This window comes from Pseudomonas sp. Leaf48 (assembly GCF_001421885.1).
In the GTDB taxonomy this organism is placed as follows: Bacteria; Pseudomonadota; Gammaproteobacteria; order Pseudomonadales; family Pseudomonadaceae; genus Aquipseudomonas.
In genome coordinates, this window is sequence record NZ_LMLH01000033.1 from 167,981 (window position 1) to 184,817 (window position 16,837).

Below are 16,837 nucleotides of genomic sequence, written 5' to 3' on the forward strand. Positions count from 1 at the left end.
ATCAGTTTGTCAGGCTTTGACTTCATCGCTGATACCGAAAGCCCGCAGACCTCAAGGATCGCGGGCTTTTTTTTATCCGGCTGGCGACATTTCAGCGACCTTGGCACAGCTCTTGTATCTGCGCATGTGCAAGACGGGGAGGGGAAGGACTTCGATGTTCTGTCATAAACCTTGGATAAGTTAGCCGCTCAAAAACCGGGAGAGAGCGCTGGAATGAACGCCGAAGTGAATGTAGCAAGCGAGCGGGCAATGCATCCCCTGGCGGTAAACAGCGAATCGCTCCAGAGTCTGGCGCACTGGTTCAAGTCCAACGAAACGTGTCAGATCGGTGAGACTGATCCGCGCCGGACAATGATCGAGCGCTACCCTGCTGGATTGTTCAGCGAGGCGGAACTGGAAGCGTTGTGGGATGTAATGGAAGGATAGGAACAACGACAACGGATTGATCAGGAAAAAGCGCTGCCGCGATGGTGGCGCTTTTTTTTTGAGAAAAAATCAAAAATCGCAGCCTGCGATCTTTTGATCTTTAACGCACTACCACCTGACGCCAACCCCCGCAGTTTGGAGACTGAAGCAGGTGTAAACCTATGCCAGGACCACAACGCGAGTCTTATATAACTCATTACATCGCGTAACTAATGATGTTCCGGCCCCCACCTTTATCCCCCTCTGCTAACTCCATACATTGAGTTCCAACACCTCCCCATCATCCCGACGGGAAGGTCACTGGAGATGTCCTCATGCCTTTCGTAAGCGTACGCATTACCCGCGATGGCGTTACCACTGAGCAGAAGGCTCAGGTGATCGCCGAAATCACCGAAACCCTGGAGCGCGTGCTCAACAAACGCCCTGAACTGACCCACATCGTGATTGAGGAAGTCGACACCGATAACTGGGGTTACGCCGGGATCACCACCACCCAGTACCGCAAGCAGTTGGCTGAGAATGAGGGGCCGTCATGACAGCCGTGTGTCGGTGAATTGGTCGCTTTTTAATAATTATTGTCGTCAGAGGTATTCATCATGAGCCATTCGAAAAAAGTCATCGTTATCACCGGCGCATCCCAAGGTCTCGGCGACGGCATGGTCAAGGCCTTCCGTGAACTCGGTTACCGGATCGTCGCCACGTCGCGCTCGATCAAGCCATCCAGCGATCCGGACATTCTCACTGTCGCCGGCGACATCGGCGAACCGGCCACTGCTCAGCGGGTCATCCGCGAAGCCATTGCCCGTTTCGGTCGTATCGATACGCTGGTCAACAACGCCGGGATCTTCATCGCAAAACCGTTCACCGCTTATACCCCTGAAGACTATGCCAACGTGTTGTCGGTGAACCTCAATGGCTTCTTCTACATCACCCAGCTCGCCATCGCCGAGATGGAAAAACAGGGCAGCGGCCACGTCGTCAACATCACCACCAGCCTGGTGGATCACGCCATCGACGGAGTGCCATCGGTACTGGCGTCGCTGACCAAAGGCGGCTTGAACGCGGCGACCAGATCCCTGGCTATCGAATACGCCAAACGCGGGATTCGGGTGAACGCAGTCAGCCCCGGCATCATCAAGACGCCGATGCACGGCGCAGAAACCCATGAAGCACTGGGCAACCTGCACCCGGTCGGGCATATGGGCGAGATCGACGATATTGCGCAGGCGGTCGTGTACCTGGATGGCGCCAAGTTTGTTACTGGCGAAATCCTGCACGTGGATGGCGGGCAGAGTGCGGGTCACTGAGACCTGTTTTCCGGACGACAGAAACAACAAAGCCCTCGTATTTCTACGAGGGCTTTGTTTTGTATGGTGCCGGCACCAGGAATCGAACCCGGGACCTACTGATTACAAGTCAGTTGCTCTACCATCTGAGCTATACCGGCGTGTCAGGGCGACGATTATAGCGATTGCATAGCTTCTGTAAACCCCTGAATTCTGACTATTTTTGTCCGGGCTTCAGGTCAGGCGCGCAGCAGGGTTTTCTTGAGTTTCTGAATGGCTTGCCAGGTTCGACTTTTTTGCATCGCGCGCAGCTGTGCTTCGGCCTGTTCGGCGCGTTGCAGGGCGGTGGCGAGTTGGTGTTCGGCGTCGCCGACGGGGTGGCTGAACTTGTGGCCTTTGCAGAACTGGAATTCGTCCAGGTTGCACGGCGGGATGTCGAAGGCAGGCTTGAGGTTCAAGTTTTCTTCGGCGAGGTAGTAGGTATTGATGCCATCGAACAGGATGGAGTGATAGCCGGCGTCGGTGACGAGGTTTTCCCAAGTTTGATTGCGTTCCCACGGGGTCTCGATGAGGATGACCCATGGTCGCCATTGGCTGAAGTCCATGCCACGCAGGACGGTTTCCTCATGGCCTTCGACATCGATTTTCAGGAAGTGGATGGCGCGGCCCCGGGCGTGTTCTTCGCAAATGGAGGTCAGGGTGCGGGAGGTGACCGTTTGGCTGCGTACGTCCATGCCGGCGTCTTTGTGCAATTTGGCCATGGCCGGCTCGAGAGTCGACAGGCCGGTTCCGGCAATGGTGTAGAAGGTCAGGTTGTCGGCGCTTTCACCGGCTACGCATTGCAGGTTGGTGTCTTTGGGGCGTTGCAGGCACAGGGCGTCGTAGTAGTTGGGCATCGGTTCGACGTTGATGCCTGTCCAGCCATTGTCGTAGAAGGCCCTGGTGACTGAGTCATGGCTGGGGTCGTTTGCCCCGACATCGATATAGAAGCCGTTTTCGACGTTTTTGAGGGCGCGCCACAGGCGTATGTCTTCGAAATTCTGTGCGTAAGAAATGAACGTCACTGTCGCGTCCTGTCGAATTGGTTTTCTTGTTCGTGGCCGCACTGTCGGCGTCCTTGGGTGTGTGTATAACAAGAGTCGCGAAGTGGCGCAATTTCCCCCTCTTGGGGTCCGGGATTCGGCGCTTATGTCCTTTGCATAGAATGCTTATGCACATCCGGCCTGACGCCGCTTCCGTTCATTTCCGATTTTTGTGAATCCGTTCTCGTTTGTTCGCAAATACCTGTTTTTTGGGTTTTTTTGGTGCGTGAACAAAAAATGAACAGTAACGATTCCGCCAACAAACAGCCGTATTTATTGGATCCGCGATTATTTAATCAACAGAGTTATCCACAGGCTGGGCGCGTTTCAAGGGCGTTCAGCCAGGAGCAGGAAGTTGCGCGGTGTAAGCGGGGTTTCGCAGAAGGTGCCCAGACGAACGGCAAAGCCCTGCTCGCTAAGGAACAATGCCCGATCGAGCACCAGCCAAAGCTCCAGCGGGCGTCGGAAAAGCCCGCGCAGCAGTTCCAGATTGCGCACTTCGGCCAGCCGCCGCCAACCGGCGGCCTCGAGTTCAGGCCAGTTCTGCGGACCTGTTGTGGATAATTCTTTGAGTGCGGCCAAATGATGGCAGTAATCGGCGAAGGACCTGTCCAGCCAGGCACTGGGCAGGGAGGGGGTTTGCAGGTACTCATCCACGCCGCGCAGTTGCCGTTGCAGCAAATCGAAACCCAGGCGCCGGGCCATGGAGGTATCGCGTTGGCGTCGGACCCGAGCGCCGGCGGTGACCGTTTCGCTCATGGGTAGCGCCAGGTCATCGAGCGACAATTGCAGGTCGGAATCCTTGGCGGCGTAAGAGATCGCTGAATATTTGGGCTGGCTGATACGGTTATAGCAGCAAGGCGCAATGGCCAGTTGTTTGCAGCCTGCCGCGCTGGCCAGCTGGATCAGCCGCACATGCAGGTCGCCGCAGGCGTGCAGGGCGACGGGAGTGTAGGCCGCGCTCAATAACGCCGTTGTATCTGCTGCGAGCACATCCTGTTCGATATGCAGCGCCCTAAGCTGATGTCGTTGGCTGAGCGCCTGGCCGCTGGTCACCAGGGCGGGGTCGTATTCCAGGCAGGTCAGTTGTTGCCCTGGTTGCAGCAGGCGTCGACCCAGGTGACCCTTGCCGGCGCACCAGTCCAGCCAATGCGCGGGTGGAGTATCGAATGCCAGCCGACTGGCGAAGGCTTCGATCTGTTGCCACTTGCGCCCGGGTACATCGACATTCAGCCGATGGCCCGCTGCTGGAAGCTCATGTGGCGGTAATTGATCTACTGCACTCAGCGTCCGCGACATCGCCGCCAGGGTCGCAAAGGGCTCCGGCGCGTGGAGCATACAAGGTTGGTTATGACTGGCCTCTGCGTCTTCCAGCGTCCGCTTGCGAAGCCAAACGGATAGCTCGGGGCAGGAGGTTTCCCAGGGAAGCTGCAGGTGGGTGAACGGTCGCGGCTTCCACAACGCCTGATGCTCTGTGAGAAAAGCATCCAGCGCGGTGAAACGGGCGAGCAAGTCCTCGCCCGTCAACACCCGGCAATCAACGTCCTTGGCAGGCATCGACGCGCAACCAGCGCTCCAGCAGCTTGAAGCCGCGCACCAGCACGTAAGCCATCACCAGGTAGAACATGCCCGCGGCGAAGAAGATCTCCACCGGCAGGTAGGTCCGGGCAATGATGGTGCGGGCCATGCCAGTCAATTCCAGCAGGGTCACGGTGCTGGCCAGGGCACTGGCCTTGAGCATCAGGATCACTTCGTTGCTGTACGCGGGCAAGCCGATCCGCGCAGCGCGGGGCAGGATGATGTAGATCAACGCCTTGGTTCTGGACATGCCCAGTGCCCGTGCTGCTTCGATCTCGCCCGGTGGAATCGCCTGAATGGCGCCACGCAGGATTTCGGCGATGTAGGCGGCGGTGTGCAGAGTCATGGTCGCCGTGGCACACCAGAACGGATCGCGCAGGTACGGCCACATTGAACTGTTACGGACCGCGTCGAACTGCGCCAGGCCGTAGTAGACCAGGAACAGTTGAACCAGCAACGGCGTGCCACGGAAAAAGAAGATATAGCCGTAGGGAAATGCCCGCACCCACCACAGGCGCGACGAGCGGGCGATGCCCAGCGGTATCGCCAGCAGCAAACCGGCGATCACGGCGATGGCGACCAGTTCCAGGGTCAGGGTCGCGCCCTGGGCCAGTTTCGGCAGCCACTTGATGATGACTTCCCAGTTCATTGGGTGCTCCTCGCGAAGCCGCGAGCGGCGCGTTTTTCCAGGAAGTGCATGCCGGTCATGGCCAGGATCGTCAGACCCAGGTACATGAAGGCGGCCACCATGTAGAAGGTGAACGGCTGCTTGGACACGGTCACGCCGATTTGTGCGTGACGCATGATTTCTTCCAGGCCGATCACCGACACCAGTGCGGTGTCTTTCATCAGGATCATGAACAGGTTGCCCAGGCCCGGCAGGGCGATGCGCCACATTTGCGGCATGATCAGCTTGGTGAAGATCCGCCATTTCGACAGGCCCAAGGCCACGCCGGCCTCACGATGGCCCTTGGGAATGGCGAGGATGGCGCCGCGAAACACTTCCGTGGCGTAGGCGCCGAAGCACAGGCCCAGCGCAATCACGCCGGCGGCGAAGGCGTTGAGTTCCAGGTCGGGGTTGCCGAAGAACTCACCCAGGGCCCGCATCAGGTTGACCGTACCGAAGTAGATCAACAGCACCCAGAGCAATTCCGGGATACCGCGTACCAGGGTCGAATAAGTACCGCCAAGCCATTGCAGCGGCTTGTACGGTGAAGTCTTGGCCAAGGCGCCGAGCAGACCGAGCACCAGCCCCAGGCACAAGGCCGAGAGTGCCAGTTTCACAGTCATCAGCGCGCCAGCGGCGAGCGCCGGGCCGAATCCGTAGAGGTCGATAATCATGGATTTCTTTTCAAATCGCGGCAGGCAATGCCGAGAACCGGCGACGCATTGGAGCGGCGCCGGTCAGGCAGGTCAGAATCAATAGATGCTGAACGGGAAGTACTTGTCGTTGATCTTCTTGTAGGTGCCGTCAGCGACGATTTCTTTCAGCGCATCGTTGAGCTTGTTGCGGATCGGGTCGCCTTTACGCACAGCGATACCGATCTTGTCGCTCTCTTCCACCGGGTCGCCCTTGAACTCGTAGGAACGGCCGGCTTCGCTTTTCAGCCACTCGTAGTTGACGTACTTGTCGGCAAGGATGCCGTCCAGACGACCGGAAGTCAGGTCGAGGTAGGCGTTTTCCTGGGTGTCGTACAGCTTGATGGTGATGTCGTCACCATAGGTGTCTTCCAGGAAGGTGCCGGCCAGCGTCGCGCGCTGGGCGCCGATCACTTTGCCTTTCAGCGCAGCCTTGTCGGTTTTGAAGTCGACGTTTTTCGGTGCGATGAACTGCAGCTTGTTGGAGTAGTACGGTTCGGTGAAGTCCACCGCTTGCTTGCGCTCGTCGGTGATCGACATCGAAGAGATCAGGAAGTCGAACTTCTTGGCGTTCAGGGCCGGGATGATGCCGTCCCAGTCGGAGGTCACCACGGTGCACTCGACTTTCATCTTGGCGCACAGGGCGTCGCCGATTTCCTTGTCGAAGCCGACAACGTTGCCGCTGGCATCTTTGTTGTTGAACGGCGGGTAAGCCGCTTCGATACCCATCTTCAGGGTTTCAGCCATGGCGCCGGCACTGAAAGCCAGGGTGACGGCGGCTGCCAGGAAGACCTTTTTGTAGTTCTGCATGCGGGTAGCTCCGTTAGCGGTTGCTGGACATGAATTGTTTGCAGCGCGCCGAAAGCGGGTTTTCAAACACCTGCTGTGGCGATCCTTGCTCTTCTACCAGGCCTTGGTGGAGGAACACCACTTCGCTGGAGACCTGACGGGCGAAGCCCATTTCATGGGTGACCAGCAGCATGGTGCGACCTTCTTCGGCCAGGGCGCGGATGACATTAAGTACTTCCTGGACCATTTCCGGGTCAAGCGCGGAAGTCGGCTCATCGAACAGGATGACTTTCGGCTGCATGGCCAGGGTGCGGGCGATGGCCGCGCGTTGTTGCTGGCCGCCGGATAATTGCGCGGGATAGGCATGGCGCTTGTCGGCAATGCCGACCTTGGCCAGCAGGGCTTCGGCGACTTCGATGGCTTCGGCCTTGCTCTGGTCGAGCACGCGGCGCGGGGCCTCAATGATGTTGTCGAGCACGCTCATGTGCGGCCACAGATTAAAGTTTTGAAACACAAAACCGATTTCGCTGCGCATGCGGTTGATCTGCTTGCCGTCGGCGGCGACCAGCTCGCCGTTTTTTGCGGCCTTGAGCTTGAGCTCTTCGCCGGCCACCAGGATCTGGCCCTGATGAGGGTTTTCCAGCAGGTTGATGCAGCGCAGGAGCGTGGACTTGCCGGAGCCGGAGGAACCCAGGATCGAGATCACATCGCCGTCGCGAGCGGTCAGCGAGATGCCCTTGAGCACCTCCAGCGAACCGTAGCGTTTGTGCAAGTTGCGGATTTCAAGCGCGGGCGTGGCCTCAGCCATGTGCGTTCCTCATATATGTTGCGCTCCTGCTGTTGGCGGCCTTCCTGGCGAGGCGGCCAACCTAGCATAGCGTTTCAATGGCAGCCAACAGCGCTAAGTGCGGTAAGCGGGTGGCATGTGGCAGGTTGTCGCATCGGCACAGCAGACTGTCGCCCCATCAACAACCGAACAGCCGTTTGAACCTTGCCTGTTGTTAAAAAGCGCGGCGGCTGTCGCAAAAAAAGGCGCGATGTTGCCAGCTTTGACGGGGTGTTGGAAGCGCTATCCGGCCAAACGTTGCAGATCTGCACTTTTATTGTGCTCAGACCCATTTCCGGATGTGTTTCCGGTGCGTTTTTTTGTCACCAGAAGTGAGTCGCAGGGTAACGCTTTGGCAAAGTGCCATTATTTTCAATGACTTGCGACGACTGTCCGGTCAGGTCGAGATCGCCGGATTAGAGGGAGTTGAAACATTTTGGCGCATTTATTGCGTGCAGAATCCAGAACGCCCCGTTGGCTTCTTTTTACGAGAAGGACGCAAATGGGTTGCAAGCATTCGCTTTTCCTTACAAAGGTAGTTTCAATGAGCAGTACCCAAAGCTCTAACGGCCTCGAACAGGGGCTCAAACCGCGTCATGTGACGATGCTGTCGATTGCCGGGGTTATCGGTGCCGGCCTGTTCGTCGGCTCGGGTCACGCCATCGCAGCCGCAGGCCCGGCGGTGCTGTTGGCTTACGCTGCGGCCGGCATGCTGGTGGTGTTGGTAATGCGCATGCTCGGTGAAATGGCTGTTGCATCGCCAGACACTGGCTCCTTCTCGACCTACGCCGACCGTGCGATCGGTCACTGGGCCGGTTTCACCATCGGCTGGTTGTACTGGTGGTTCTGGGTGCTGGTTATTCCGCTGGAGGCCAACGCCGCCGCCACCATCCTGCATGCCTGGTTCCCTGGCGTGGATATCTGGGCGTTCGCCCTGGTCATCACAATGCTGCTGACCGTCACCAACCTGTTCAGCGTGAAGAACTACGGTGAGTTCGAGTTCTGGTTCGCTCTGCTCAAGGTTGTAGCGATCATTGGCTTCATTGCTCTGGGTGTCATGGCGATCTTCGGCTTCATGCCGACCAGTCAGGTCAGCGGCGTGTCGCACCTGTTCGATACCCAAGGCTTCCTGCCAAACGGCATGGGCGCAGTGTTGGGTGCGATCCTGACCACGATGTTTTCGTTCATGGGTACCGAGATCGTCACCATCGCGGCCGCGGAATCGAAGGATCCGGGCAAGCAAATCTCCAAGGCCACAAATTCGGTGATCTGGCGGATCGGCTTGTTCTACCTCGTATCGATCTTCATCGTCGTGGCCCTGGTGCCATGGAACGACCCGGTACTGGCCAGCGTCGGTTCCTACCAGACTGTGCTTGAACGCATGGGCATTCCGAATGCCAAGATGATTGTCGACATCGTGGTGCTGGTCGCCGTGACCAGCTGCCTGAACTCGGCGCTCTACACGTCTTCGCGCATGATGTTCTCCCTGGGCAAACGCGGTGATGCGCCGTCCATGTCCACGCGCACCAACAAGAGCGGTACGCCTTACTGGGCGGTGATGCTGTCCACTGGTGCTGCGTTCCTGGCCACATTCGCCAACTACGTGGCCCCGGCCGCAGTGTTCGAGTTCCTGCTGGCCAGCTCCGGCGCCATTGCCCTGCTGGTGTATCTGGTGATTGCGATCTCGCAACTGCGCATGCGCAAACAGCGTATGGCTCGCGGTGAGAAAATCGTCTTCAGCATGTGGCTGTTCCCGACCCTGACCTACGCGGTGATCGTGTTCATCGTCGCGGCCCTGACCATCATGCTGTTCCAGGACGCCCACCGCGTGGAAATCCTCGCGACCGGCCTGCTGAGTATTCTGGTGGTTGCCGCCGGTCTGCTGATATCGCGTCGTCGCAAGCTGCAAAAGCGTGGCGCGGTGGTGCTGAGCTGATTCGTATCGCGTAACGCAAAACGGCCGCTGTCAGTGATGACAAGCGGCCGTTTTTTTAGCAGTAACCCTTACTCGGCTTTTTCGTCCGGCGCATCCAGCGAATCGCGGTACACGTCCAGTGCATCACCGAAGTCCTTGATGAACTGCGGCTCGCTCAGCCAGGCCTGGGCGGCCTCGCGGTCCATGCCGTCGGCCCACATGCGGTAGTCGATCAGCATGTCTGCGGCCAGGTGGGTAGCAGCCATGCCTTCGTCGTCGGCGTTTTCCATGTCCAGCAATTCTGGATGGTCGACGATGATAAAGGCGAGGTTCGTCAGCAGCACCGAGAGCATTTCGCTACGGCTGACGGCTTCCGCGTCGCGCATTTTGCTGAACATTGCCAGGGTGTATTCCGGGATCGGCTCGTCGAGGTGGCCAAGGTCATCATCCAGCACGGCGGGTTTTCTGCCGTGGATGTTGATTTGCCTGGCTTTGGCTTTTGCGCGCTTGGCGCGTTTCTGTTGCTTGTTCAGGGAGGCCATGGGAACTCAGTTCGGTTTTTGTTGGGTTTGCGCAGCGATGGCATCGGAGGCCGCCACGTAGTCAGCCTGGAAGGCTGGTGATTCAATCCACGCCAGGGCGCCCGCCTCGTCGGTTTCGGTCGACCATTGGCGATATTCGATCAAGGCGGCCAGTATGAAGTCCATCGCGCCTTCTTCGCCTTCCTGCTCGTACACCAGCTCCAGCAGTGGGTCTTCGAGGAAGACAGTGCACATGGCCTGCTGGCTGATCTTTTCGGCGTCGATCATCTTTTTGAACAATTCGGTCAAGTCCACCGATTCGAAGTCGATGCGATCGTCGTTCGGGTCCAGCTCGACCGGCGCGGCAGCCCGTTGGGTGCGGTTCTGCTTGGCCTTGGCTTTGGCGCGGGTGGCGCGTTTTTGCTGCTTGTTGGCGGAGGCCATGGGCGTTGTTCCGTAATTCATTGAAAGGGTTGTCAGCTGCGCGGCACTGTCCGCCCGGGTGTATCGGGGGACAGTTCGCCGTTTTGCAGCCAGGACAATGCAATGGGCCATAGTGTGGCTTGGTATGCGCTGCGAAAAAAGGCGAAATGCCCAACTTCTTGTTCGCCGATGTCTGGCGGTTCGATTCGAAGATGGGTTGTGCTCGCATTACTGAAGTAGCCGAGCAGGCGTTCGATGGCCGCAATGGTACCGTAGGGATCGTCGCTGAGGCTGATTGCCAGGGTCCTCGCGGTGACTGCGGCGAAGGGCAGGCGACCACTGCTTGCGTGGATGACACGGCCGCTGGGGCGTTTTTCGTACTTCGCAGTCGGCGTGCTCCAGTCTCGGACCACGCCAGCAGGTGTGTCTTCCAGCCAGCCCAGTCGTTTGCCGGGGAAATAACCGTAGATCAACGTCACCAGTGGCATCAGCACGTGCCATTTGCCGAACATCCGCCAGCGATGGGCCGGGGCGTAGTCGCGCCAGTAAGCGAATTGTGCACCGACGGTCAACAAGCGCCGGATCAAATGCCCGGACGCACCCAACCCTGCTGCGCAGCCGCCAAAACTGTGGCCAACGACATCGACTGGCTGACCCGCAAACTCGCGCTGTGCGCGTTGCAGCATCGCCTCGAAATCCAGCGCTCCCCAATCACTCCATGATGCTTGGAGCCCTTTGAGCGATGCCGGGCGCGACTCGCCGATACCACGGTAGTCATAGGTGATGACATCGAAGCCGTTGGCGAACAGGTAATCGGCGAAGCGCGAGTAGTGGCGGCAGCGGACCGAGGTGGCGGCGTTGATGATGACAACCGCGCGAGCGGTGTCCTGGCTAGCGTGCCGCCAGGAAAAACCGCCGAGCATGAAGCCGTCTGGGGCGCGCTCAGTGAAGGCTTCGCCGCAGGTGCCAGTCGTCAGCGGCAGCTCTATTTGAGTAGGAGCCAGTGGTGGTGTTTCCTGCAAACTCATCGGTGCCTGTCCTTTGCGGATAGGTGACAACGATAGTCTTCGCGGTGCAGATGAACAATCCATTGGGGCTATCACGAGCCGATGGCAGGGGAGATCCGCGGGTGGCTCGCGTAGTACGTTCCGTAATCGGCCCAAGACTGAATCAATCTAAAACTCGTACCTTCGCGAGGAAATCAAAGCAGGGTAACGAGTGGGCTCCCCAGAGCCCGGGAGTCGCCATCATGAAGATTATCCATTCACTTCTATTGCCGATCGCCACGGTTGGCCTGTTCATGTTTCCAGCCATGTCGCCTGCCGCCACCCCCGCGGCAATCGACAGTTCGGGCGTACAGGTTCAGCGGCAGGAGCAAAACGGGATCGCTTATCTGTCCGGTGGTGTTGGAGAGGACGAATCAAAGGCCATCCAGCAGGCCACTGGCTATAACCTGCACATGACGTTCGCGGTCGGAGCGGATAACAAGTACATACCCGATGTAGATATCGTCATCCAGAAAGCCCAAGGACAAACCGTGCTGACGCTGAGTGACGCAGGTCCGCTGGTCTATGTTCAATTACCTGCCGGCAAGTACTCCGTTGTCGCGACGCGCAATGGTGAAGAGCGGCGTGAAACGGTGGATGTAGGCAGTGGTGCAGCGAGTAACCTGGTGTTCCACTGGAATAGTGATAGCTAGCGAGAAAGGCAAGGCGTAGAAGGGGCAGCCCAATCAGTACTCAAGTCCACAAGCAACCATTTCTCAATGGCTGCTTGCGGATTGCAATGCGCTAGGTTTTTCGGTTTGCCAAAGCGCAATTGAGTTTTTGCTGAACAATCACCTGGGGGAAGGGAGTTAGCGGATGCTGCGGATGTTGCCTTTATTGCCTTTTACCGTGACGGATACTTTCTTGAAGATGAAGTAGTTTTCTTCGTTCACTTCATACCGAGGTGCGACGATCAGGTCGGCCCCGGAAGATTTTACAGCTTTGTAGGCAGCAGCGGATTTAACTGCGCTGACCGGGTCCAGGCCAAGGCCACTTAATCCACCGCTCTGACCGCCGTAGCTGACGCCATCGGCAAACTGGGAGTCGCCACCAAACTTCAGGAAGCCGAACAGCACGTTGACCGAAGACTGGCCGGAGATGGCATCACCGACGGCGATGTCTGCTTTCAGGTCTGCCTTGACCGTGCTGTCGATCGGCGAAGAAGGTTGGCTGTTGTTGTAGCTGACGCAACCGCTGGCGGTGGCAATGATTGTCGATAGGGCGAGGAACTTTACAAGCGTGTTCAAAAAGCTGCTTCCTTACGTTGAAAACTGAGTACATGCAGGCAGATTTGCTGCTGCGCTAGTTTCAACTGGATAGGCTTATGCGCTCTATGAGAGTCATCCTAAAACGGTGTATGAGCAGTTGGTACAACTTGAGTGAAAAGGCGCTGACAGAGGTAGGAGTTTTCGGCGGGGAAGGCTTTTTGCTAAATCCCGGGCATAAAAAACCCTGAATCTTGCGATTCAGGGTTTTCAGCATCTTGTGTCAGGGACGGAGTCGCCCCTGACACACTCTCAGTCAGGCAATCAGGTCGGTAGTGTGGAGAGTGGTTACCCCCACCAATTGAATCTCGAACCCGGTTGCGTTGTGCGCATTCGTGTTGCCATGACGCATAGATAGTGGCACTGATTGTAGGTAGCCCTTTGCCATTGTGCTTGCCTGGTCGTCGTTTCGTGTGGGATGTGTGCCGGAGAGTGGGCAATGTTTCAGAAGCGAGCGCTGAAGGCTCTTGGGGGATGGGTAGTGCGGGAGTAGTCTGGCGGCCATTAAATCGCAGGCAATAAAAAACCCCAAGGACACATTGTTCCTTGGGGTTTCTCGGTATTTTGGTGCCCAGAGACGGAATCGAACCGCCGACACGGGGATTTTCAATCCCCTGCTCTACCGACTGAGCTATCTGGGCAACGGGGCGCATTAAACTGGTTTTTCAGGGGGTCGTCAAGCAAGTTTTCAAAAAAAATTTAATTATTACCGTCGCTTACGATCCGACCCCCGATAAATCGGGGTTATTCCGACGGCGGCACGTAGCCTTCGGCCTTGGCGTAATCCTCGCCGGAGAAGTACTTGTCCATCTCGCCCTGAAGATATTTGCGATCTTCGGCGTTCATCATGTTCAGGCGTTTTTCGTTGATCAGCAGGGTCTGGTGCTTTTGCCAGTCGGCCCAGGCCTTGGCCGAGACGTGGTCAAAAATGTCCTGGCCTTTGGCGCCCGGGAATGGAGCGCGCTCCAGGGCGGGCAATTCTTCTTTGTACTTGCGGCACATGATGGTGCGGGTCATGACGACTCTCCTGCGTTCAATACGGCGGCCGCGCGTTCGAGCAAGGTTTTGACCGGGGCGGCAAGGCCCAGGCGCGGCGGGGTGGCGAGGTTATACCAGAGCCAGTCGGCCTCGGCCACGTGATGGCCGCTCTCCTGGACCTGGACCAGCCAGGGTTCGATGGATAACTGGAAATGACTGAAGGTGTGCACCAGGCTCGGCAAGGCCTGTTGCGCTCCGAGTTCCAGCGAGTGTTGTGCAGCCAGATGTTGCAGGTCGTCGAGGTCGTCGAGTTCCGGCAGGCTCCAGAGGCCGCCCCAGAGGCCCGTGGAAGGGCGACGGTAAAGCAGGATCGCGCCCTCGCCGTTGCTGAGCAGCGGCATCAGCGTGCGCTTCTGTGGCACGGCTTTGCGCGGCTTGGGGATCGGGTAGCGGGTCTCAAGGCCGAGCATGTGGGCTTCGCAGCCCTTTTCCAGCGGGCAGAGCAGGCAGCTCGGTTTGCTGCGGGTGCAGAGCGTGGCGCCGAGATCCATCATCGCCTGGGTGTAGGCGTTGACCCGATCATGCGGTGTAAAGCGCTCAGCGTTGGCCCAGAGCTGTTTGGCAACCTTGGGCTCCCCCGGGTAGCCCTCTTGTGCGGTAAAGCGCGCCAGCACGCGTTTGACGTTGCCGTCGAGGATCGGCGCGCGCAGGCCCATGCTGATGCTGGCGATTGCGCCGGCGGTGGACAGGCCGATGCCCGGCAGGTCGGTGAGTTTTCCCACGTCACGGGGAAACTCGCCACCGTACTGCTCGACAACGATTTTCGCGGTCTTCTGCAGGTTCCGCGCGCGGGTGTAGTAACCCAGCCCCGTCCACAGGTGCAGCACTTCGTTTTCCGGCGCGGCGGCCAGGGCTTCGACCGTCGGCAGCGAGGCCATGAAGCGGTCGAAGTAATTCAGCACGGTGCTGACCTGGGTCTGCTGCAGCATGATTTCCGAGACCCACACCCGATAGGGGTTGATGTCCTGCTGCCAGGGCAAATCGTGACGGCCATGGCGGTCGAACCAGTCCAGTACCGCCGATGAAAACTGCTCGGCTCTCATCGCTTGAACAGCCCCTTGAGCGCGTCTTTGAGTTGCGGGCTGACCTTGTCACCGAGCTTCTCGTCGATTTTTTCGCTGATTCGCTCGCCGGCCAGCTTGCTTGCCACCTGACCCATGCGTTCGTTATCCACGCGGCAAGCCTTGGCGCCCAGTTCCAGCGGTCCACGGCAGCGCAATGGCCACTCGATACCGACGAATTTCTCGCCGACCTGGCAAGCCGGGTCGGGCATGTCGCTCTTGTCGCCTTCGACGATGATGCCGACGCGATAATCCATGCCCAGCACGCGCAGGTCGATGTCGCCGTCACCGTTGACGGTCATGCCCGGAATGCGCACTTTCAGGTCCGGGTTGCTGGCCACGCCATTGCGCAAGGTCAGGTTGCCCTTGAGCTCCTGGAACGGTGTGTCCTTGCCACGTGGTTCGCCGCTGAGGGTTTTGCGGTTGAGGGTGGCGATGCCCTTGCACAGCTGCTGTTCAAGGTTGGCATTGAGCAGCACGCCATTGTTGATGACGAAACTGGCGTTGCCATTGAGTGTTTCGATCAGCGCTTTCTGGCTGTTGCCGCTGCCGGTCAGGGCGCTGTTGAGCGTGACCAGGCCTTTGACGGGCGGATTCTTGCCCTGGCTTTCGAGGATTTTTTCAACCGGGACCCGGCTGATCTTCGTCTGCATGTTCAGCACTGACACCGGTTGGCGCACGTCGAGGGTGCCCGTGGCTTCAAAGGTGCCGCCATACAGATCACCGCGAAGGTTTTGCAGGGTCAACAGGCCGCCCTGGCCCGCCGCCTTCAGGGCCGCGTTCTGGATCGGCAGTTTTTCCAGGGTCAGTTGGCCGAAGGTCAGGTCGGCGTCCACATCGAGCTTGCTCAGGCGCTCCACCGGCAGCAGGCGCTCGTTGCTCCACGCCTCCTTGGTGGGTGCCTGGGGCAATGGGGTGCTGCCGGCGCCAGCCAGGGCATCGGCTTCGGTACTGGCAACTTCAGCTTGACGCACTTGTGTCGCGCTGTTGGCTTCGGCTGATTTTGGGCGCAGGTAACGGTCGACGTTGAAAGTGTCGGCCTTGAGTACCGCGCGCAACGATTGTTTGGCGAAATCTTCGACGGCAATGCGGCCGCTGAAGGAGCTGTCGTCGACTTTCAGGTTGATGTTGTCGAACGCCACGCTGGTCGGTGTGGCTGCCAAGCGGCTGACCAGTTCGACTTTGCGCAGGCTGCCTTCAGCCATGGCCGGTAGTTGCTGGCCGATGCTGTCGATGAATTGCGCCAGGTCGAACTGTGCAATCGAAATGCCACCGCTGACCTGCGGGGTCTTGTCGAGGTCATTGACCTTCAGTTCGCCCAATGCCCGCAGCTGGTTGGCGGAGATCTTGATGCCGGTCCACTCGGCGACATTGGCGGCCTTGTCCAGCAGCAACTGGCCCTGGGCTGCGAAAGTCACGGTCTTGCCTTGCAATGGATCGCCAGCGACTTCACCGGACAGTTTCAGGTCTTCGAATTTGTAGCGCTGCAAGGCGCGCTCGAAACGCAACTCGCCGTTGAGCTCGGTGCGGACCCGCAGCACTGGCTGGTTGGTGCCGAGGAATGCGGTGAGTTTGACCGGGATGTTGGTGGAGTCATGCACCGCGCCGGTGCTCAGTTGAATGCTTTCGGCGCTGAACTGCCTGCCGGTTTTCTCGTCGTTGTACTCGACCCTGGCGTTATTGACGGTCAGGCTGTCGATGTCCAGACGCATTGGCAGAGCCGGTTTTTCCGCTTGTGCAGTGGTTTGCGGTACAGGCTCGCCGGTGACGGCAGGTGTGGTCGAGGTGGCGGAGCCGGTCGGAGCCGGTGCCTTGCCGACGTCTTCCCAATTGCCGTGGCCGTCCTTGTCGCGGACCAGTCGCAGGTTCAAGCCTTCGACGCGCACGTCGCTCATCTGCACCTCACGGCGCAGCAGCGGCAGCACGCGCACCGACAGGCCGAGCATCTGCAAGTCGGCGAACGGTTCGGTCGGTTTGACCAGGGTCGCCACACTGGCATCGTGCAGCTCCAGCCCCAGCCACGGGAACAGGCTCCAGCCGATATCGCCATTGAGCGTCAGCTCGATGTGGGCCTTGTCGCGGGCTATCTGGCGGATCTCGTCTTTGTAGTCGTTGGGATCGAAGAGGTGGGTCAGGGCAAAGCCCAGCGCCACAATGATCAGCAACAGCCCGAGAAGTACCAGACCCAGGATTTTGCCGAACGCTTTCATGGGCGAGTCCTT

Annotated in this window: 18 protein-coding genes and 2 tRNA genes; 5 read left to right on the top strand and 15 right to left on the bottom strand. The window is 58.7% G+C overall.

Translation table 11 applies throughout. The features are described 5' to 3' along the window. Positions 1-213: 213 nt before the first annotated feature. From ASE98_RS25210 to ASE98_RS25220, 3 genes are all read left to right on the top strand, one after another. The gene (locus ASE98_RS25210; protein WP_060544032.1) at positions 214-426 is read left to right on the top strand and encodes a hypothetical protein; all 213 of its coding nucleotides are present in this window, start codon (positions 214-216) and stop codon (positions 424-426) included. A gap of 314 nt (positions 427-740) precedes the next feature. Beyond that, positions 741-962 (top strand): tautomerase family protein, encoded by a 222-nt coding sequence (locus ASE98_RS25215; protein WP_060544033.1) that lies wholly within the window; start codon positions 741-743, stop codon positions 960-962. Positions 963-1,022: 60 nt separating this feature from the next. Then, positions 1,023-1,733, top strand: coding sequence for an SDR family NAD(P)-dependent oxidoreductase (locus ASE98_RS25220; protein ID WP_060544034.1), 711 nt, complete (start codon positions 1,023-1,025; stop codon positions 1,731-1,733). A 64-nt stretch (positions 1,734-1,797) separates the two neighbouring features. Here the strand turns inward: ASE98_RS25220 and ASE98_RS25225 are convergent. From ASE98_RS25225 to ASE98_RS25255, 7 genes are all read right to left on the bottom strand, one after another. Then, positions 1,798-1,873, bottom strand: a tRNA-Thr gene (locus tag ASE98_RS25225). Between the two features lie 78 nt (positions 1,874-1,951). Further along, positions 1,952-2,776 (bottom strand): FkbM family methyltransferase, encoded by an 825-nt coding sequence (locus tag ASE98_RS25230; protein WP_060544035.1) that lies wholly within the window; start codon positions 2,774-2,776, stop codon positions 1,952-1,954. 345 nt (positions 2,777-3,121) lie between these two features. Then, positions 3,122-4,351, bottom strand: coding sequence for a methyltransferase (locus ASE98_RS25235; RefSeq protein ID WP_060544036.1), 1,230 nt, complete (start codon positions 4,349-4,351; stop codon positions 3,122-3,124). Then, positions 4,332-5,021, bottom strand: coding sequence for an ABC transporter permease (locus ASE98_RS25240; RefSeq protein WP_060544037.1), 690 nt, complete (start codon positions 5,019-5,021; stop codon positions 4,332-4,334). Before ASE98_RS25240 ends, ASE98_RS25235 begins: the two co-directional genes overlap by 20 nt. Further along, entirely contained in the window at positions 5,018-5,713 is a 696-nt protein-coding gene (locus tag ASE98_RS25245; RefSeq protein WP_060544038.1) for an ABC transporter permease, read from the bottom strand. The genes ASE98_RS25240 and ASE98_RS25245 overlap by 4 nt, the downstream gene beginning before the upstream one ends. A gap of 78 nt (positions 5,714-5,791) precedes the next feature. Beyond that, complete coding sequence (locus ASE98_RS25250) at positions 5,792-6,541, bottom strand: ABC transporter substrate-binding protein (protein WP_060544039.1); 750 nt, start codon at positions 6,539-6,541, stop codon at positions 5,792-5,794. 13 nt (positions 6,542-6,554) lie between these two features. After that, positions 6,555-7,328 (bottom strand): ABC transporter ATP-binding protein, encoded by a 774-nt coding sequence (locus ASE98_RS25255; RefSeq protein WP_060544040.1) that lies wholly within the window; start codon positions 7,326-7,328, stop codon positions 6,555-6,557. A gap of 562 nt (positions 7,329-7,890) precedes the next feature. Here ASE98_RS25255 and gabP point away from each other — a divergent pair. Then, positions 7,891-9,282 (top strand): GABA permease, encoded by a 1,392-nt coding sequence (gene gabP / locus ASE98_RS25260; protein ID WP_060544041.1) that lies wholly within the window; start codon positions 7,891-7,893, stop codon positions 9,280-9,282. 68 nt (positions 9,283-9,350) lie between these two features. On the opposite strand, the gene ASE98_RS25265 is transcribed toward gabP, so the two are convergent. Genes ASE98_RS25265 through ASE98_RS25275 form a run of 3 tightly spaced genes read right to left on the bottom strand, consistent with a single transcriptional unit; the run spans position 9,351 to position 11,233 of the window. Beyond that, on the bottom strand, positions 9,351-9,803 hold the full coding sequence (locus ASE98_RS25265; RefSeq protein ID WP_060544042.1) for a hypothetical protein: 453 nt from the start codon (positions 9,801-9,803) through the stop codon (positions 9,351-9,353). Between the two features lie 6 nt (positions 9,804-9,809). Then, positions 9,810-10,226 carry a hypothetical protein gene (locus ASE98_RS25270; protein WP_060544043.1) on the bottom strand — a complete coding sequence of 139 codons (417 nt, stop codon included), beginning with the start codon at positions 10,224-10,226 and terminating at the stop codon, positions 9,810-9,812. 32 nt (positions 10,227-10,258) lie between these two features. Beyond that, positions 10,259-11,233 (bottom strand): alpha/beta hydrolase family protein, encoded by a 975-nt coding sequence (locus tag ASE98_RS25275; RefSeq protein ID WP_060544044.1) that lies wholly within the window; start codon positions 11,231-11,233, stop codon positions 10,259-10,261. Between the two features lie 221 nt (positions 11,234-11,454). Between ASE98_RS25275 and ASE98_RS25280 the strand changes: the two genes are divergently transcribed. Beyond that, entirely contained in the window at positions 11,455-11,904 is a 450-nt protein-coding gene (locus tag ASE98_RS25280) for a hypothetical protein (protein ID WP_060544045.1), read from the top strand. 156 nt (positions 11,905-12,060) lie between these two features. Here ASE98_RS25280 and ASE98_RS25285 read toward each other — a convergent pair whose 3' ends face one another. The 5 genes from ASE98_RS25285 to ASE98_RS25305 all read right to left on the bottom strand — a co-directional run bounded on the left by ASE98_RS25285 (position 12,061) and on the right by ASE98_RS25305 (position 16,825). Continuing rightward, positions 12,061-12,498 (bottom strand): hypothetical protein, encoded by a 438-nt coding sequence (locus ASE98_RS25285; RefSeq protein WP_060544046.1) that lies wholly within the window; start codon positions 12,496-12,498, stop codon positions 12,061-12,063. 583 nt (positions 12,499-13,081) lie between these two features. After that, positions 13,082-13,157 (bottom strand) — tRNA-Phe (locus ASE98_RS25290). Positions 13,158-13,260: 103 nt separating this feature from the next. Beyond that, positions 13,261-13,533 carry an oxidative damage protection protein gene (locus ASE98_RS25295; RefSeq protein ID WP_057397205.1) on the bottom strand — a complete coding sequence of 91 codons (273 nt, stop codon included), beginning with the start codon at positions 13,531-13,533 and terminating at the stop codon, positions 13,261-13,263. Beyond that, entirely contained in the window at positions 13,530-14,597 is a 1,068-nt protein-coding gene (gene mutY / locus ASE98_RS25300) for an A/G-specific adenine glycosylase (RefSeq protein WP_060544047.1), read from the bottom strand. Before mutY ends, ASE98_RS25295 begins: the two co-directional genes overlap by 4 nt. Then, on the bottom strand, positions 14,594-16,825 hold the full coding sequence (locus ASE98_RS25305; RefSeq protein WP_060544048.1) for an AsmA family protein: 2,232 nt from the start codon (positions 16,823-16,825) through the stop codon (positions 14,594-14,596). The genes mutY and ASE98_RS25305 overlap by 4 nt, the downstream gene beginning before the upstream one ends. Positions 16,826-16,837 lie beyond the last annotated feature (12 nt).

Coding starts and splice junctions, on each gene's coding strand:
- ASE98_RS25210 (WP_060544032.1), top strand. CDS start 214: ATGAACGCCGAAGTGAATGTAGCAAGCGAGCGGGCAATGCATCCCCTG.
- ASE98_RS25215 (WP_060544033.1), top strand. CDS start 741: ATGCCTTTCGTAAGCGTACGCATTACCCGCGATGGCGTTACCACTGAG.
- ASE98_RS25220 (WP_060544034.1), top strand. CDS start 1,023: ATGAGCCATTCGAAAAAAGTCATCGTTATCACCGGCGCATCCCAAGGT.
- ASE98_RS25235 (WP_060544036.1), bottom strand. CDS start 4,351: ATGCCTGCCAAGGACGTTGATTGCCGGGTGTTGACGGGCGAGGACTTG.
- ASE98_RS25240 (WP_060544037.1), bottom strand. CDS start 5,021: ATGAACTGGGAAGTCATCATCAAGTGGCTGCCGAAACTGGCCCAGGGC.
- ASE98_RS25245 (WP_060544038.1), bottom strand. CDS start 5,713: ATGATTATCGACCTCTACGGATTCGGCCCGGCGCTCGCCGCTGGCGCG.
- ASE98_RS25250 (WP_060544039.1), bottom strand. CDS start 6,541: ATGCAGAACTACAAAAAGGTCTTCCTGGCAGCCGCCGTCACCCTGGCT.
- ASE98_RS25255 (WP_060544040.1), bottom strand. CDS start 7,328: ATGGCTGAGGCCACGCCCGCGCTTGAAATCCGCAACTTGCACAAACGC.
- gabP (WP_060544041.1), top strand. CDS start 7,891: ATGAGCAGTACCCAAAGCTCTAACGGCCTCGAACAGGGGCTCAAACCG.
- ASE98_RS25265 (WP_060544042.1), bottom strand. CDS start 9,803: ATGGCCTCCCTGAACAAGCAACAGAAACGCGCCAAGCGCGCAAAAGCC.
- ASE98_RS25270 (WP_060544043.1), bottom strand. CDS start 10,226: ATGGCCTCCGCCAACAAGCAGCAAAAACGCGCCACCCGCGCCAAAGCC.
- ASE98_RS25275 (WP_060544044.1), bottom strand. CDS start 11,233: ATGAGTTTGCAGGAAACACCACCACTGGCTCCTACTCAAATAGAGCTG.
- ASE98_RS25280 (WP_060544045.1), top strand. CDS start 11,455: ATGAAGATTATCCATTCACTTCTATTGCCGATCGCCACGGTTGGCCTG.
- ASE98_RS25295 (WP_057397205.1), bottom strand. CDS start 13,533: ATGACCCGCACCATCATGTGCCGCAAGTACAAAGAAGAATTGCCCGCC.
- mutY (WP_060544047.1), bottom strand. CDS start 14,597: ATGAGAGCCGAGCAGTTTTCATCGGCGGTACTGGACTGGTTCGACCGC.
- ASE98_RS25305 (WP_060544048.1), bottom strand. CDS start 16,825: ATGAAAGCGTTCGGCAAAATCCTGGGTCTGGTACTTCTCGGGCTGTTG.